Origin of the sequence: Streptomyces bluensis (genome assembly GCF_014650715.1) — a bacterium.
Classification (GTDB): Bacteria; Actinomycetota; Actinomycetes; order Streptomycetales; family Streptomycetaceae; genus Streptomyces; species Streptomyces bluensis.
In genome coordinates, this window is the sequence record NZ_BMVM01000005.1 from 19,930 (window position 1) to 35,281 (window position 15,352).

At 72.0% G+C, this 15,352-nt stretch carries 10 protein-coding genes; 3 read left to right on the plus strand and 7 right to left on the minus strand.

From position 1 onward, the window contains the following. Positions 1–133: 133 nt before the first annotated feature. On the plus strand, positions 134–1,063 hold the full coding sequence (locus tag IE262_RS15120; protein WP_189874119.1) for a helix-turn-helix domain-containing protein: 930 nt from the start codon (positions 134–136) through the stop codon (positions 1,061–1,063). A 40-nt stretch (positions 1,064–1,103) separates the two neighbouring features. On the opposite strand, the gene IE262_RS39450 is transcribed toward IE262_RS15120, so the two are convergent. The 3 genes from IE262_RS39450 to IE262_RS15130 all read right to left on the minus strand — a co-directional run bounded on the left by IE262_RS39450 (position 1,104) and on the right by IE262_RS15130 (position 3,611). Continuing rightward, complete coding sequence (locus IE262_RS39450) at positions 1,104–1,331, minus strand: hypothetical protein (protein WP_229877271.1); 228 nt, start codon at positions 1,329–1,331, stop codon at positions 1,104–1,106. An 8-nt stretch (positions 1,332–1,339) separates the two neighbouring features. After that, a complete protein-coding gene (locus IE262_RS15125; RefSeq protein WP_229877272.1) occupies positions 1,340–2,053 on the minus strand; it encodes a LysR family transcriptional regulator in 714 nt (237 codons plus the stop codon). 160 nt (positions 2,054–2,213) lie between these two features. Beyond that, positions 2,214–3,611, minus strand: coding sequence for a glycoside hydrolase family 16 protein (locus tag IE262_RS15130; RefSeq protein ID WP_189874121.1), 1,398 nt, complete (start codon positions 3,609–3,611; stop codon positions 2,214–2,216). Between the two features lie 473 nt (positions 3,612–4,084). Between IE262_RS15130 and IE262_RS15135 the strand changes: the two genes are divergently transcribed. Further along, positions 4,085–5,878, plus strand: a complete 1,794-nt coding sequence (locus IE262_RS15135) for a sulfatase-like hydrolase/transferase (protein ID WP_189874123.1) — start codon at positions 4,085–4,087, stop codon at positions 5,876–5,878. Positions 5,879–5,951: 73 nt separating this feature from the next. Here IE262_RS15135 and IE262_RS15140 read toward each other — a convergent pair whose 3' ends face one another. Next, on the minus strand, positions 5,952–6,776 hold the full coding sequence (locus tag IE262_RS15140; RefSeq protein ID WP_189874125.1) for an IclR family transcriptional regulator: 825 nt from the start codon (positions 6,774–6,776) through the stop codon (positions 5,952–5,954). Positions 6,777–7,049: 273 nt separating this feature from the next. Here IE262_RS15140 and IE262_RS15145 point away from each other — a divergent pair, with 273 nt between their 5' ends. Next, positions 7,050–8,564 carry an acyl-CoA synthetase gene (locus tag IE262_RS15145; protein WP_189874127.1) on the plus strand — a complete coding sequence of 505 codons (1,515 nt, stop codon included), beginning with the start codon at positions 7,050–7,052 and terminating at the stop codon, positions 8,562–8,564. 75 nt (positions 8,565–8,639) lie between these two features. Here IE262_RS15145 and IE262_RS15150 read toward each other — a convergent pair whose 3' ends face one another. The 3 genes from IE262_RS15150 to IE262_RS15160 all read right to left on the minus strand — a co-directional run bounded on the left by IE262_RS15150 (position 8,640) and on the right by IE262_RS15160 (position 15,346). Next, positions 8,640–10,307, minus strand: coding sequence for a PHP domain-containing protein (locus tag IE262_RS15150; protein WP_134039822.1), 1,668 nt, complete (start codon positions 10,305–10,307; stop codon positions 8,640–8,642). Between the two features lie 49 nt (positions 10,308–10,356). Further along, entirely contained in the window at positions 10,357–12,201 is a 1,845-nt protein-coding gene (locus tag IE262_RS15155) for a LamG-like jellyroll fold domain-containing protein (RefSeq protein WP_189874129.1), read from the minus strand. 82 nt (positions 12,202–12,283) lie between these two features. Then, positions 12,284–15,346: a glycoside hydrolase family 2 TIM barrel-domain containing protein gene (locus IE262_RS15160; RefSeq protein WP_189874131.1), complete on the minus strand. Its 3,063-nt coding sequence runs from the start codon at positions 15,344–15,346 to the stop codon at positions 12,284–12,286. Between the last annotated feature and the right edge of the window lie 6 nt (positions 15,347–15,352).

The following is a 15,352-nucleotide window of genomic DNA, read 5'->3' on the forward strand; positions in this document are numbered from 1 at the left end:
ATCTAAAAGTCTGACTTTTGCTGGGGAAGGTGCGCCCGTGTCAGCCTTCGGTGAAAGTGGGACAACGACCACAGGGCACACTGCGGGGCAGAGCGCAGGGCGGACCGCAGCGCCGAGTCGCCGCGAGAGGGACATGACCGACAGAACCCCAACCTTCCCAGACGCAGAAGGAACCTCGGCAGGGGGAACCTCCCGAGACGGTGATGGGATCAAGACGTTCCCCTTTCCCGTCGACCTCAGCCTCTCCGGCGTCGGTATGCAGGTCGGCCGCATGGACCCGGACCGCACCTGGCACCCGGACGTGCCGCTGGAGCGTGTGCATCGCATCGACTTCCATGTGGTGATGCTGTTCGGCGGCGGCCCCGTGACCCACATGATCGACTTCGCCGAGTACGAGGCCTCCGGCGGCGACCTGCTGTGGATCCGTCCCGGCCAGGTCCACCGCTTCTGCCGTACGGCCGGGTACCGCGGGACCGTCCTGACCATGCAGCCCGGGTTCCTCCCACGTGCCACCGTCGAGGCGACCGGCCTCTACCGCTACGACCTCCCACCGCTGCTGCGCCCGGACGCGGCCCAGCTCGCCGCTCTACGACACTCCCTCGACCAGCTGGAACGCGAGTACACCGACACCGAGACCCTCCCGCTCAGCCTGCACACCGCCGTGCTGCGGCACTCCCTCACCGCGTTCCTGATCCGCCTGTCCCACCTCGCGGCCGGTACGGCGGAAGCCGAGCGCCGACGGGCCGACACCACCTTCGCCCGGTTCCGGGAGGCCGTCGAGAGGGGCTTCGCGGCCAACCACAGCGTCAGCGCGTACGCCGACGCACTCGGCTACTCCCGCCGTACGCTGGTGCGCGCCGTCCGCGCCGCCACGGGGGAGACGCCCAAGGGCTTCATCGACAAGCGGGTGGTCCTGGAGGCCAAGCGTCTACTGGCGCACACGGACATGCCGATCGGCCGCGTCGGCGCCGCGGTCGGGTTCCCCGACGCGGCCAACTTCTCCAAGTTCTTCCATCTGCACGCGGGGATGAATCCGGTGAGGTTCCGGGCGGAGCTGCGGTGAGGGGGTGTGGCCGGGCCGTGGGCCCGGAAGAACTGGAAGATCACAACGCTTGAGGAGCCGGAACGTCCGCCCCTCCCGGTAGCCAGACGCTCGCCCTGCCGGGCGGCCGGAAGCCCGCCCGCACGTACGACACCAGGTCCCGCAGCCCGGGGGGCCGGTTGTGCGAGTGCCAGACCAGGGACCACGGGTACGTCGGCGTGGGCTCGACGAGCGGGATGCGGTACAGCGTCTCGCCCTCCGGCCAGGTGAGCCGGGTCTTCTGTCCCACGAAGGTGATCAGCGAGCTCGATGCGGCGATCGTCTCCAGTAGTGCCTCCGGACCGAAGTTCGGGCCACTTGAGTCGATGACCAGGGAGAACGCCTCGCCGAACTCGCGGTAGAACTCCCCCACTCACTGCCGCCGACGATTCCGGGCATCCAGGCGGTGAAGGAGCCCAGATCCCCGGGACGGAGCCGCTCGGCCCCCGCGAGCGGGTGCCCCGCACCGACGACGACCTCCAGCCCCTCGAAGTACACGGGAGTGCTGGTGAGCAGCGGATCGCGTTCCTCGACGGGGCTCCGCAGGTACGCGAACGCCACGTCGATCTCGCCGTCCAGGAGCGCGCGGACGGCCGCGTCGGCCTTGGCGAGCGTCACCGACTCCAGCGCAATGTCCGGATGCGCGCGATGGAAGTCACGCAGCATCTCGGCCGACGCGAGGTGACTGCGCAGTACGTCGACCCTGAGGGGGTCCCCGGCGATCCGTACCGATGCGACCGCCTGCCGCACCGCCATCAGGACGGCTCGCGCGTGCGGGAGGAAGGACTCTCCCTGCCCGGTGAGGACGGCACCCGTGGGCACACGCCGGAACAACGCGACACCAAGGTGCGACTCAAGTGCCGCGACGCGTTTGGACACCGCCTGCTGCGTCACCCCGAGACGGGTGGCCGCATGCCGGAACTGTCCCTCTTCCGCCACGGCGACGAAGGCGCGCACGGACTCCAGATTCACCCGGGGGACGCTAGCACCCGACAACGATGGGTTGTACGGCGGTCTGCTCCCGCGGTGTGAAACCGCTGTGGGCGCCGGGCTGACATGAGTGCGGACCCGGCCGGGGACCACCCCGGCCGGGTCCGTGCGGGCGCCTCCCGCCTATCGGTCACCTCCTCGCTCAGCGACCGAAGTTGAACCAGTTCACGTTCACGAACTCCTGGGACTGGCCGCTGGTGAACGTGAGGTAGACGTCATGGGTCCCGGTGACACCGCTGATGTTGGCCGGGACCGTGCGCCAGGACTGCCAGCCGCCCGTGTTGCCGATGGCGAAGCTGCCGACGGGTGGGTTCGTGCGGCTGTCCAGGCGGACCTCGACGAGGCCGCTGACGCCCGAGGCGGCACCGCTGGCGACGCGGGCGCTGAACTGGGTGGCCGTCATGGAGCCGAAGGTGACGCCGCGGTACAGGGCCCAGTCGCCGCCCGCGAGGCCGCCGATGTTCTGGCCGCCGCCCGAGTCGGAGGTGGACTCGGTGCTCACGCCGCTCTGGCTGTCGTACGACTCGGCCTGGATGGCGCTGTAAGCGTCACGGTTGCCGGTCGGAGGCGGGGTGCTGCCCCCGCCGGCCGACAGCACCTGGACGTAGTCGACGACCATGGGGTGGCCGGGTTGGGTGTCGCCGTCCAGGCCGCCGCCGAACGCGTCGGGGAAGCCGCCGCCCATCGCCACGTTCAGGATGATGAAGAAGCCGTGGTTGGTGGCGTTGGCCCAGGTCGTCGCGTCGACCTGGTTGGCCGTCACCGTGTGGTAGTTGCTGCCGTCGACGTAGAAGCGGATCGCCTCAGGGCTCACCGAGCGGTCCCACTCCATGCTGTAGGTGTGGAAGCCCGACTGACACGTGGTGTTGGGACAGGCCGTGGAGTTGCCGATGCCGGTGCTCTCGTTGCACGGGCCGCCCGGGTTGGTGCCGCAGTGCATCGTGGACCACACGCGGTTGAGGCCCTGGACGTTCTCCATGATGTCGAGCTCACCGATGCTCGGCCAGTTCTGGTAGTTGCCGCGGAAGGGCGCGCCCAGCATCCAGAACGCGGGCCAGTAGCCCTCGGCCGCGACGCCGGTGACGTTCGGCATCTGGATACGGCCCTCCACGCGCAGCTTCCCGCCCGAGGGGGGCTGGAAGTCCGTGCGGTTGGTCTCGATGCGGCCCGAGGTCCACTTGCCGGCGGCGTCGCGCCGTGGGGTGATGCGGAGGTTGCCGTTGCCGTCGAGCGCGACGTTGTTGGTGCTGTTCGTCATCGTCTCGACCTCGCCGGTGCCCCAGTTGGCGGGACCGCCCGGGTAGGAAGTACCCGTCGCGTACTGCCAGTTCGAGGTGTTGACTCCGGTGCCCGCAGGGCCGTCGAAGTCGTCGACGAAGACCTGGGTCCAGCCGGCCGGCGGCGTGGGCGCGGACGCCTGCGCCGCCGAGGCGCCGGCCGCGGCCAGGCTCAGCGCGGCGGCGAGGGCGAGGAGCGTGCGGCGCAGGCGGCCTCGTCTGGGGGGTGCGGAGGGTGTGGGGGTTGTGGGGGTTGTCCTCATGAGTACCTCTTTGCGTACGGAGTGGGGTGCGCAGGTGCTGAGGCGAGCGCCCCGGGGAAGACCGTGCTTGAGAGCGCTCTCAACGAGAGGTGCGGGGCCAATGTGCTCCCGGTCACTCCGATCGTCAAGAGGTGAAGCGGCGAAAGTTCCTTGGGAGAGGGCCGAGTTCACACCCTGAAGGAGACCTCTCCGTACGGGAAGAGCCGTACGAGGCATGCCGGGGCCGGTGGCCCCCGGACGGGGGTCCTGACAGGGTGCGGGCGATCTCGTGCGAAGATCACTCCTGGTCCAGGGAACCAGAACCCGGGATTCCCCCTCTCTAGGGTCGGGTGCCGCCCGAAACTCCCCCCGAGGTTGCGGGCGGCACCCGGTGACCTGCAACAAGGTGTTCATGCCCCGTGCATGGTCCTGCACGGAGAGTCCCCTTGATCATCGGTTTACGACCCGCAACCGCACGCCGACAGGAGTTCCGCATGCCCAGCCGCCGCCGTTTTCTCGCCGGGTCCGCCGCCCTCGGCGTGGCCGGAGCGGCGGCCGGGTGTTCCGCCGGCAAGGAGGCCGGGGGCGGAGACGCGGCGCCGCCGGCCGGCGCACCGTCCCCCTCGGTCGTGCCCGCCGCCCGGCCCAAGGGGCAGCGGCTCAACTTCGTGGTGGTCCTCGCGGACGACCTCGGCTGGGGCGAGCTCGGCAGTTACGGGCAGAAGCTGATCGACACACCCCGTCTCGACGCCCTCGCCGCCGAGGGGCTGCGGTTCACCGACGCGTACGCCGCCGCCCCCGTCTGCGCACCCTCACGCTGCTCCCTGCTCACCGGACTGCACAGCGGCCACGCGACCGTGCGCGAGAACCCGTGGGGCGCCGGGGGCCAGGCCGGCCTCACCGAGGACGACTTCACCTTCGCGGAGGCACTGCGGGCCTGCGGCTACCGCACCGGCCTCATCGGCAAGTGGGGCTTCGGCCCCGAGGCACCGGACCAGCCGAGCCACCCCAACTCCCGCGGCTTCGAGGAGTTCTACGGCTATCTGACGCACGGCCACGCCCACGACTACTTCCCCGACTACCTCTGGGACAACGGCACCCGGCAGGAGATCCCCGCGAATCGGGGCGGCGCCCGCGAGGTGTACGCGCCCGATCTCATCCAGCAGCGCTCGCTCGACTTCATCGACACGCACAAGGACGAGCCGTTCCTGCTGTACCTCGCGCCGACCGTCCCCCACGCCCCCAGCCGCGCCCCGGACCTCGGCCGGTACGCGGACGCCCCCTGGAGCCACCCCGACAAAGCGCACGCCGCCCAGGTCACGTCCTTCGACACCCTTGTGGGCAGCGTCGTCGACCGGCTCACCGAGCACGGTCTGGCCGAGCGCACGCTCGTCCTCGTCACCAGCGACAACGGCCCGCACGAGGAGGGCGGCACCGATCCCGACCTCTTCGACGGCAACGGTCCGCTGCGCGGCTACAAGCGCAATCTTTATGAGGGAGGCATCCGCGTTCCGCTCATCGCCTGGTCGAAGGGCCGTGTCCGGGCCGGGACCACCGACCGGCCGACCCCGCTGATCGACCTCCTGCCGACGCTGGCGGACCTCGCGGGCGCGCCCGTCCCCACGGACATCGACGGCCTCTCGCTCGCGCCGCTGCTGAGCGGCGGCCGGAACACCGCCCACGCCCCCTATCACGATCACCTGTACTTCTACCGCAACCACAGCGGCACCTCCCCGCGCGCCAACGCCGTCGACGGCGGCCGGATACGGCGCCTGTCCGAGGCCGTGCGCCGCGGCGACTTCAAGGCGGTGCGGTTCGCGCCCGGTCAGGACCGGCGGGCGCCGGACGACCGCTGGCAGGTCGAGCTGTACGACCTCGCCAAGGACCCCTCGGAGCAGGACGACCTCGCGACGGCACGGCCCGCCGAGGCCGACGCGCTGGTCCGCCTCATGCGTGAGTCGTGGGTCGACGGCTACGAGCGCAGGCCCTTCGGTGTCACGGTCGAAGTGGCCCGGCAGGGCACGGAGTTCCTCGTGACCGCCACGCTCGCCAACGGCTCCGCCCGGCCGTGGACGGCCGCCCAGCTCGCCCTCCAGACGCCCGGCCGCTGGCAGGTGCGCGCACTGGGCCCGGCGACCGCGGACCGCGTCCCGGCGGGCGGCCGGCTCACCGCCCGCTGGACGGTCACGCCCTCCGCGGGCGCACCAAGCGGACGGCTGACCTGCCGGGGCACGGCCACGCACGCGGGGACGCCGGTGACGTACGCGGCTCAGGTCGTCGCGCGGTAGGCGCCGGGCGAGACGAGGCGCCTGGCGCGAGGGCCCGTAGCGGGCGGATGCGGGCGGCGCCGCGTGGGCCGGATCAGCTTCCTGTTCCCGGCTGCCACCCCAGCGCCCGGGAGATGCCCCGCGCAGCCAGCCGAACCGCCGGGATCAGCGCCGGGACCTGCGCGCCGGCCTCGGGCACCACCACCGACACGGCCGCGACGACCGTGCCGTCCCGGCCGCGGACCGGGGCGGCCACCGAGAGGGCGTCGTCCGTGACCTGACGGCTGCTCACGGCGGCGCCGGTGCGCCGGACCTCGGCCAGCACGCGTCGCAGGCGCGCTCCGTCGGTGAGGGTGTACGGCGTGAACCCGGCCAACGGCCCGGCGCAGTACTCCTCCTGCGAGGCCGGGTCACTGTGCGCGAGCAGGGCGAGGCCGACGCCCGTGGCATGCAGCGGCCAGCGGGCGCCCACACGGATGTGAACGCCGACCGCGGAGCGGCCGGAGAGCCACTCGATGTAGACGACCTCGCCGCCGTCCCGCACCGCCAGCTGCACGTTCTCGTGGGTCGCCTCGTACAGGTCCTCCAGGTACGGCAGCGCGATCTGCCGCAGCGCCAGCCCGCGCGGGGCGAGGGCGGCGACCTCCCAGAGCCGTAGCCCCACGTGGTAGACACCGGAGCCGTCGCGCTCCAGAGCGCCCCACTCGGTGAGCGCGCCGACCAGCCGGTGGGTCGTGGTGAGCGTGAGTCCGGACCGGCGGCTGATGTCGGTGAGGCAGAGCGCGGGGTGCTCGTGGTCGAAGGCGGCGAGCACGGCGAGCAGCCGGCCAGGCGCGGACCGCGCGGACGAGAGGGAGGGCGGCGAGGGGGAGTACGGCGGAGGTGTCGGAGACGGGACGGTGTCAGCGGTCATCGGCATGGCATCGGCTCCGTCTCTGCTCGGACCGGCTCCCTGCTCGGGCCGGTTCTCGGCTCGGTCGGCTCAGCTCAGCTGCGTCTCGGGGACACGTGTGCAGCAGTGTGCCATCGGCACCGGCGGCGACAAGGTGGCACTCTGGTCGCATCCGCAGGAGCTCAAGACGGCGTACGCGAACGGAGGCCGGCCCCCTGGAGGCGTACCTGCTCGGGCCGACGCAACCGTAAGGGACACCCATGTGCGCTCCCATCGGCAAGGACGGACAGAGGCAGACAGATGCGCGATGAGGGAATCGGGTCGTGGCCGGCGCGCCGGGCCCGCAGGACACCGCACCGCACCGCCCTGATCCACGGCGACACCACGCTCACGTACGCGGACCTGTACGAGCGCACCACCCGTCTCGCCCACGCCCTGCGCGGCACGGGGGTCCGCCGGGGTGACCGGATCGCCTATCTGGGGCCCAACCACCCCTCGTACCTGGAGACGATGTTCGCGGCCGGGACGCTCGGTGCGGTCTTCGTCCCGCTCAACACCCGCCTCGCCGGCCCCGAGATCGCCCACCAACTCGCCGACTCCGGCGCCAAGGCCCTCGTTCACGGTCCCTCGCACGCCGGGCTCGTCGATGGCCTGCCCGGCGAACTCCGCGACACGGGCGTCCGGACGACCATCGAGGTCGGCGCCGAGTACGAGGCGCTGCTCGCCGGGGCCGGGAACGAGCCGATCGACGAGCCCGTCACACACGACGACACCTGCGTCATCATGTACACCTCGGGCACGACGGGCCGCCCCAAGGGCGCGATGCTCACCCACGGCAATCTGACCTGGAACGCGTTCAACGTCCTGATCGAACTCGACCTGGTCGCCGACGAACGCGCCCTGGTCGCCGCCCCCCTGTTCCACACGGCCGGGCTGAACATGCTCACCCTGCCCGTGCTGCTCAAGGGCGGTACCTGCGTCCTCGTCGAGGCGTTCGACCCGGCGGGCACCTTCGACCTGATCGAACAGCACCGGATCACCTTCATGTTCGGGGTGCCCACGATGTTCGACCAGATGGCCCGCAACGAGCGCTGGGCCCGCGCGGAGCTGTCCAGCCTGCGCATCCTGACCTGCGGCGGCGCACCGGTGCCCCGCGCGCTCATCGCGAGGTACCAGGAACGCGGGCTCACCTTCCTCCAGGGCTACGGCATGACCGAGGCCGCGCCCGGTGTGCTCTTCCTGGACGCCGAACACGCCGTCAGCAAGGCGGGCTCGGCCGGTGTTCCGCACTTCTTCAGCGACGTACGGGTCGTACGGCCCGACATGACGCCCGCCGCCCTCGGCGAGACCGGCGAGGTCGTCGTCCGCGGCCCGCACGTCATGCCCGGCTACTGGGGGCTCCCCGAGGAGACGGCCGCCGCCTTCACCGACGGCTGGTTCCGCAGCGGGGACGCGGCCCGCATCGACGAGGACGGTTACGTCCACATCGTCGACCGCATCAAGGACATGATCATCTCCGGGGGCGAGAACATCTACCCCGCCGAGATCGAGGACCGCATCCTCGCCCACCCCGACGTCGCCGAGTGCGCCGTCATCGGTGTGCCCGACGAGAGGTGGGGCGAGGTGCCGCGGGCGGTGGTGGTCCCCCGTGAGGGCGCCACGGTGGACCCCGACGACGTGCTCGCCTCGCTCGCCGGGCGCCTCGCCCCGTACAAGATCCCCAAGTCGGTGGTGCTGGCGGAGGCACTGCCCCGCACCGCCTCCGGAAAGCTCCTCAAGGCCCGGGTGCGCCAGCGCTACGGCACGGATTCCTGAGTACGGATTCCTGAGTACGGATTCCTGAGTACGGATTCTTGAGCAAGGAACCCCGCACCCCCTCGGGGCGCGCCCTCAGGCGCCCACCACGTCCACGAAGACCGGGTTCGAGTAGAACCATGTGTCCGCCCACGGGTCGCCGTTGCCCGGCTCGTGCGGGATCGGCCCGTGGGGGTCGATGGCGGCGCCCAGATACCCCGTCCCGTTGCGGTTGCCGTCGCTGCCGCGCAGGCGCACGTAGAAGGACTCGTCCCCGGCGGTCAGCGGCATACGGAGGGTGTACGTCCCTTTCCGGCCGGAGACGTCCTTCGTCTGTACGACCTTGGTGTCGGGGGCCTTCCAGGTGTCCCGGTCGGCCACCGGACCGCGCACCGCGCCCCTGATGACATCCACGTGCGCCAACTCCGGCAGGATCCCCTGGGAGTTGGGGCGTGAGGCGGTCGTCACCGTCACGTACAGCGTGATCCTCTCGCCCTTGCGCACGCGCAGCCGCCCGCCGAGCGTGACGCCCCGGCCCGCGTCGCCGTCCCGCTTCAGCCGGACGTCGAGACCGTCGAGCAGATGGCCGTGGTCGAGCCACACCCGGCCCGCGCGCAGGCCCGCCATCACCGCGCCGTAGCCGTAGCGGGTGACGCCCACATGGGTGCGGCTGAACTGGCCGGGCCAGAAGTCGCTGCCCGGCTGCGGGCTGTCCGTGCTCACCGGGTCGGGCAGCCTGCCGGTGTTGTCGAAGTTCTGACCCGGGAGCCAGTCACCGTTCTTCCAGGTGTCGAACACGATGCGGTGGGCGTCCGAGTTGGTGGTGACGGAGAACAGCCTGCCCTCGGCGAGCAGGGAGTCCCAGAGGCCGCCCACGGTCGCGGTCGCCCAGTCGAAGCCGCCGTACGTCAGGTACGCCTCCGCCGGGTAGCCGGGCCAGGACTGCGCGGACGGCTTGTTCTCGTACTCACCGCGCATCGATGTCGAGCCGCGCCAGCCGGGGATCGCCGCGCCCTGGGCGCCGGGCGCGCCCTCCATGCCGATCATGATGCCGGGGGCCGCGTCCCGCCAGTTGCGCATCTCGTGCGGGGAGTCGATGCCCAGCCGCAGGGGGTGGTTGGCGAGGACCAGAACGTCGTCGACGTAGCCCGTGCGGCGCTGCTCGGCCAGCCACTGGAGGGCCTTCACGGCGTGCGCCTCGTTGCGCGCGGTGTCGGCGTCGGCGGGGCCGCCCTTGTCGTAGCCCAGCAGCTTGCCGTCGTACGCGTTCTCGAACCGTGTGAGCAGGTCGACCTCGTGCGGGCCGGGCGCCGAGAAGACCGTGCAGTGCTCGGCGGCCGGGATGTACCACTCCAGACCCTGGAAGATCAGCTGACGCGGGTTCTCCGCCCGTGCCCTGAGGATCTCCTGGTGCTCCAGCGCGGCCCCGTACCGGGCGTGCCCGACGTTGGAGTGCTCGGTGAACACCATCCAGTCCAGGCCGTACCTGGCGCCCGCGGCGGCCAGTTGGGAGAACGTGTACTTCGCGTCGTGGCTGTAGACGGTGTGGATGTGGTGGTCGCCGACGAGGTAGGCCAGGCGGGGGTCGTCGCCCCCGAGGCGCTGCCCCGCGGCGGCCGCGGGTACGGCCGCGGAGCCGAGGGCGAAGGCGGCGCCGAACAGGCCCGCGCGGCGCAGGAGCCCCCGGCGGGAGACGCCCTGCGCGTCGAGGTCGGCGGGGGAGACGGACGGGTCGGCCCAGACGGGCAGCTGCTGCTCGGGCAGGGCGGACTTGGCGGATATGGCGTGCATGGCGTGTGGGTCCTTCTGGATCTCAGTGGTTCATGAACGACGTGACGGGCAGGGCTCGTTCGACGATCCGGACGTCACCGAGCCGTCCGTGCAGGATCTGGTCGATCCGGCCGCCGTACTCGTAGCCGCCCAGCAGCCACGGCAGCCCCACCGAGGTGATGCCGATCGCGGGGGCCTTGGGATTGCGGACCACCGGGCAGCCCTCGACGTACAGCGTCGTGTGGTCGCCGTCGTTGACGACCGCGAGGTGCCACCACGTCTCCAGCGGCGTCTCGTGGCCCCAGTTGGTGGCGATGCCTTCCTGGTTGAGCGGGCGCATCGCCCACTGCGGCTCGCGGTCGTTGGAGAGGGACAGTGTGGCCAGCGGCTCGTCGGGATCGTCGGCGGTCTTTCCGGCGGCACCGCCCGTGCCGGTGCGGCTGACCAGGCCCGACCAGGCGTGGTGCGAGGGGTCCCAGCCGGCGGGGAGGCGGTAGAAGGCCTCGATGGTGTAACCGTTCCTGAAAATGGCCGAGTTGAGCGGAGCTCCGTCGACGGTGCGCAGGTACGCGCCCTTCAGCGGGGACTTGTAGCCCTGGAACTCCAGGCTGCCGTGGCCAGGTTGGTCGGGGTGGTGGTCCGGGGACCAGCCCAGCTCGCCGCCGCCCACGGTGACCAGGCCGAGGTCGTTGCCGTGCCCGGACAGGTCGCGGACGGTGCCGTTCGCGGGCTCCTCGAAGCGCCAGTACGCCAACGTGCCCGGTACCAGCATCCGCGACGCGGGCCGCGCCGGTCGCGCGGGCACGGGTGCGAAGCCCGAGAAGCGCTCCTCGAAGTCGATCTCCACGGAGAACCTGTCGGCGTCGCCGCTCAGCTCGATCTCCCGCCGCTCCAGCTCGTTGATGCCCTGCGCGGCCCGGCCCAGGATCCACGGGGAGACCGTCTCCACGTCGATGGTGTTCCGGTCGAGGTCGAAGCGGTAGAGGCGGATCATCGCGGCGCCACCGAAGTAGCGGTTCTGGTAGTTCGTGAGGTGGAGGTGGACGTCATGGCCCGCCGCGTTCTTGCGCGTGGTGCGACCCGCGGGCCAGTAGTGCCCGTTGAGGGTGAGGAAGATCTGGTCGTGGTCCTCGACCAGCTGGTCCCAGAGCCGTTGACCGTACGAGGAGAGCGAGTCGTCCCCGTCGAATGTGGTGAGGATGACGGGGGTCCTCGGATGCCGGGCCATGACGTCCCTGGCCCAGGCGAAGCCCTTCGCCGACAGCCGCCAGTCCAGGGCCAGCACCATCCACGCGCGGCCGGCGGCCCGGAAGAGGTGGAAGGTGTTGTAGCCGTCGGGCGAGGCACCGCCGAAGGTGGGCCTGCCCTGGAAGCGGCCGGGGCCGAAGACGTCCAGGTACGGCGTCGAACCGCGCTGGTCGTCGGTGGTCGAGCGCACATCGTGGTTGCCCGCCAGGACGCTGTAGCCCACGCCCTGCCGGTCGAGCAGCCGGAACGCCTCCCCGATCGCCGCGCACTCCTCCTTGGCGCCGTTCTGCGTGAGGTCACCCAGGTGGGAGAGGAAGACGATGTTCTCCTCCCGCCCGTGCTCCAGCAGATAGCGCAGGGACGCCTCGACGGGTGCCTTGTCGATGCTGGGGCCGTCGAAGAGGTACTGGGTGTCGGGCATCACCGCGAGGGTGAAGCGGCGGCTGTCCGGGTCGGGGCGCCGGGCGGCGTCGTCGGCGGGGACGTCGGCCGGTGCGGCCTGGGCGGCGGTCGTGGCGGGCAGCGCGACCGCGGCGGACGCTCCGATCAGCGCGGTCGCCCGAAGGAAACCGCGTCTGCCGGCGCCCGCCTGGGGCGCCTCCTGGGCAGGCTGGTGCCCGGACTCGTGCGAGGTGCACACATTGACTCCGTGAGAGGGGGAGGTCCCGGAGAAGGGAAGGGGACGGGAGGCGGGGGGTGGAGTCCTGGGAGGGGGAGGGGAATCAGAGAGTGCGCAGGGTCCAGCTCCAGCGATGGGCGCCCGTCGGCACGAGGTACGAGGGTGAGGTGTCCGGCCCGCACGAGGCGGTGCCGAGGCCCCGGTGGGCCGCGTCGATGTGGACCACGCAGCCGGGCCGGGGCACCAGTTCGTCGTGGTGCGCGGCCGCGGTCAGGTCCTCCGCGCGGTAGCGGGTCACGGAGACCTGTCGGGGCCCGTCCAGCCGCACGGCCAGTCCGTGCCCGCCGTCCCCGGTGAGCGAGAAGTGGCGCACCCCGTGCCGCCCCCCGCTCTCCTGCGGGCGCAGATACGGGGTGAACAGCTCGTCCACCGTGGCCGAGTAGTGCCCCACGGGCGCCCCGGCGGCACGGTCCGGGTAGCTCTCCCACGGGCCCTGCCCGTACCACGCGAAGCGGTCGAGCCCGGCGACGGTCTCGAACACGGTGCCCACCCGCGCCACGTCCGACAGCTCCTCGGGCAGCACCGCCGTCTCCTCGACGCACACCCGGCCGTCCCGCAGCGCCGTGAACGCCTGCTCGTGCTCGACCGGCCCCACGGCCGTGGCCCAGCGGGACCGCACCAGCACGCGGGCGCCCGTCCGCTCCACGGAGACGGTCTCGCGCTCCGCGCGGTCCAGGCCCCACGCGCGCCAGCGGCCGGCCATGCCGCCGAGGACGTCGTTGTCGGTGGGGGCGCGCCACAGACACAGCACGGGCGGCGCGGTGAGCAGCGGGTGCAGCAACAGGCCGTCGGCGTCGGTCTCGGGCCGGGCGCCGGAACCCGGGCCGCCCGCGCCCGGAACGAGACGACCGCGGCTGTCCCGGGCGGCCCCGTCGTCGGCGTCCTCCTCGACGCCCGCCGCCGAGGTGACGCCTGCCACCGAGTGGACGCCCGCTGCCGTCCCGTCGCCCGCCGGCGGTTCGCCGGCCTCCGTCTCGTACCAGCGCACCTGTGGGCCGCATACCTCGGTGCCGCGCGGCGCCCACGGTTCGTCCGCGGCCGTCGTCACGCGCAGCGTCAGCCAGGTCTCGCCGGCCCCGCCCGGCACGTCGGGCCGGTCGATGACGGCCGCGCCGCCGGGCGGCACGTCGGGCAGCACGGCCGGCACGGTCCAGCTGCCTCCGTCGGCGGCGGCGAACTCCCACTGGGCGGCCAGCCACGACAGATCGCGGAAGTGCTGCCGGTTGTGCACCCGCAGCACCCGCCGGGTGCCCTCGCCCTCCACGGACAGCCGCACCGGCGCGGCGATCTCCCGGTGCTCGTACATCACGGGCTTGGGCGTGCGGTCCGGGAAGACGACGCCGTCGGCGATGAACGCGCCGTCATGGACCGCCTCGCCGAAGTCGCCGCCGTACGCCCAGCGCAGGCCGGGTGCGGCGACACCGTTGTCATACAGCCCGGCGCCCGCGCGCCCGGCCGGTCTTCCGTCACTCACCCGCTGGAGAATGCCGTGGTCCCAGAACTCCCAGATGAAGCCGCCCTGAAGCCCCGGGGTGGACTCGATGGCCGCCCAGTGGTCGGCGAGCGTGCCGTTGCTGTTGCCCATGGCGTGGGAGTACTCGCACTGGATGAGCGGCCGGGTCTGCTCACCGGACAGCGCGTGGGCGACACAGTCCTCGATCGGCGCGTACATCGGGCAGGTGATGTCGGAGGCGTCGTCCGTGGCCGCCCAGTCCAGCTTGGCGGCGCCCTCGTACTGGACCGGCCGGGTCGGGTCGTGGCGGCGTACCCAGCCGGCGGCCGCGTCGTGGTTCGCGCCGTAGTCGGACTCGTTGCCCAGTGACCAGATGATCACGGACGGGTGGTTCTTGTCCCGCAGCACCATGCGTGAGACGCGGTCCACGAAGGCGGACGCGTAGCATGGGTCGTCGGCGATCTCGTGGGCGTGGTCGTGCGACTCGATGTTCGCCTCGTCCACGACGTAGAAGCCGAGTTCGTCGGCGATGTCGTACAGCGTGGGGTCGTTCGGGTAGTGGGCGGTGCGGAGCGCGTTGAAGCCGAAGCGCTTCAGTGTCACCAGGTCGGCGCGCATGTCGTCGTACGACACGGTCCGTCCGGTCAGCGGATGGAAGTCGTGCCGGTTGACGCCCCTGAGGTAGACCCGCTCGCCGTTGAGCAGCAGGTCCCGGCCGCGGATCTCGACCTCGCGGAAGCCCACCCGGTGGGTCGAGGTGTCGGCGACGGAGCCGTCGGCCCGGTGCAGGCGCACGGTCAGGCCGTACAGTTCGGGCGTCTCGGCGGTCCATGCGCGTACGTCCCGTACCGTGGCGCGCAGGCGGGCCTCCCCCAGGAAGTCGGAGACGCGCTCGTCCTCGGCGTTCAGCCGGTCGAACTCGGCGTCCTGGGCGAGCTCCTGCCCGTCCAGGCGGCCGGTGACGTACCACCCCTCGGGCAGCGCGCCCGCCGCCGACCGCACCCGGCAGTCCACCCGCAGCGAGCCGTCGCACCGCGCCCGGACGGTCACGTCCGCGAGGTGCAGCGGATCCGTCGCGTACAGCAGCACCGAGCGGGTGATCCCGCCGTGCCACCACTGGTCCTGGTCCTCGATGTGCGAGGCGTCGGACCACTTCACCACGGTGAGCCGCACGGTGGCGGGCTCCCCGGGCCGTACGGTGCCGGAGAGGTCGAACTCGGCCGCGAGGTGCGAGTCCTTGGAGAGGCCCACCGGCCGCCCGTCCACGTGCACGAGCAGCACGCTCTCGGCGGCGCCGACGTGGAGCACGATCCGGCGCCCGGCCCAGTCGGCGGGAATGTCCACTTCCCGCTCGTACACGCCCGTCGGGTTCGCGGCGGGGGAGTCCGGCGGGAACTCCGCCCACGGCATGCGGACGTTGGTGTACTGCGGCAGGTCGGTCGTGTCCTGTGTCGTCCAGGCGCCGGGGACCGACGACCAGGACCACGCGGGGCCGGGCTCCGCCTCGGGTGACGGCAGCAGCTGGAAGCGCCACCGGCCGTCGAGGGAGAGGGCACCCTCGCGCCGGTCCACCGCGCACATGGGCAGCCGGCCCCAGGAGGTCACCTCGGGTGCCTGCCACGGGCGCAGCGCGATCAATGGATCGCCAGACATTCCGAA

Coding starts and splice junctions, on each gene's coding strand:
- IE262_RS15145 (WP_189874127.1), top strand. CDS start 7,050: ATGCGCGATGAGGGAATCGGGTCGTGGCCGGCGCGCCGGGCCCGCAGG.
- IE262_RS15140 (WP_189874125.1), bottom strand. CDS start 6,776: ATGCCGATGACCGCTGACACCGTCCCGTCTCCGACACCTCCGCCGTAC.
- IE262_RS15135 (WP_189874123.1), top strand. CDS start 4,085: ATGCCCAGCCGCCGCCGTTTTCTCGCCGGGTCCGCCGCCCTCGGCGTG.
- IE262_RS15130 (WP_189874121.1), bottom strand. CDS start 3,611: ATGAGGACAACCCCCACAACCCCCACACCCTCCGCACCCCCCAGACGA.
- IE262_RS15120 (WP_189874119.1), top strand. CDS start 134: ATGACCGACAGAACCCCAACCTTCCCAGACGCAGAAGGAACCTCGGCA.
- IE262_RS15160 (WP_189874131.1), bottom strand. CDS start 15,346: ATGTCTGGCGATCCATTGATCGCGCTGCGCCCGTGGCAGGCACCCGAG.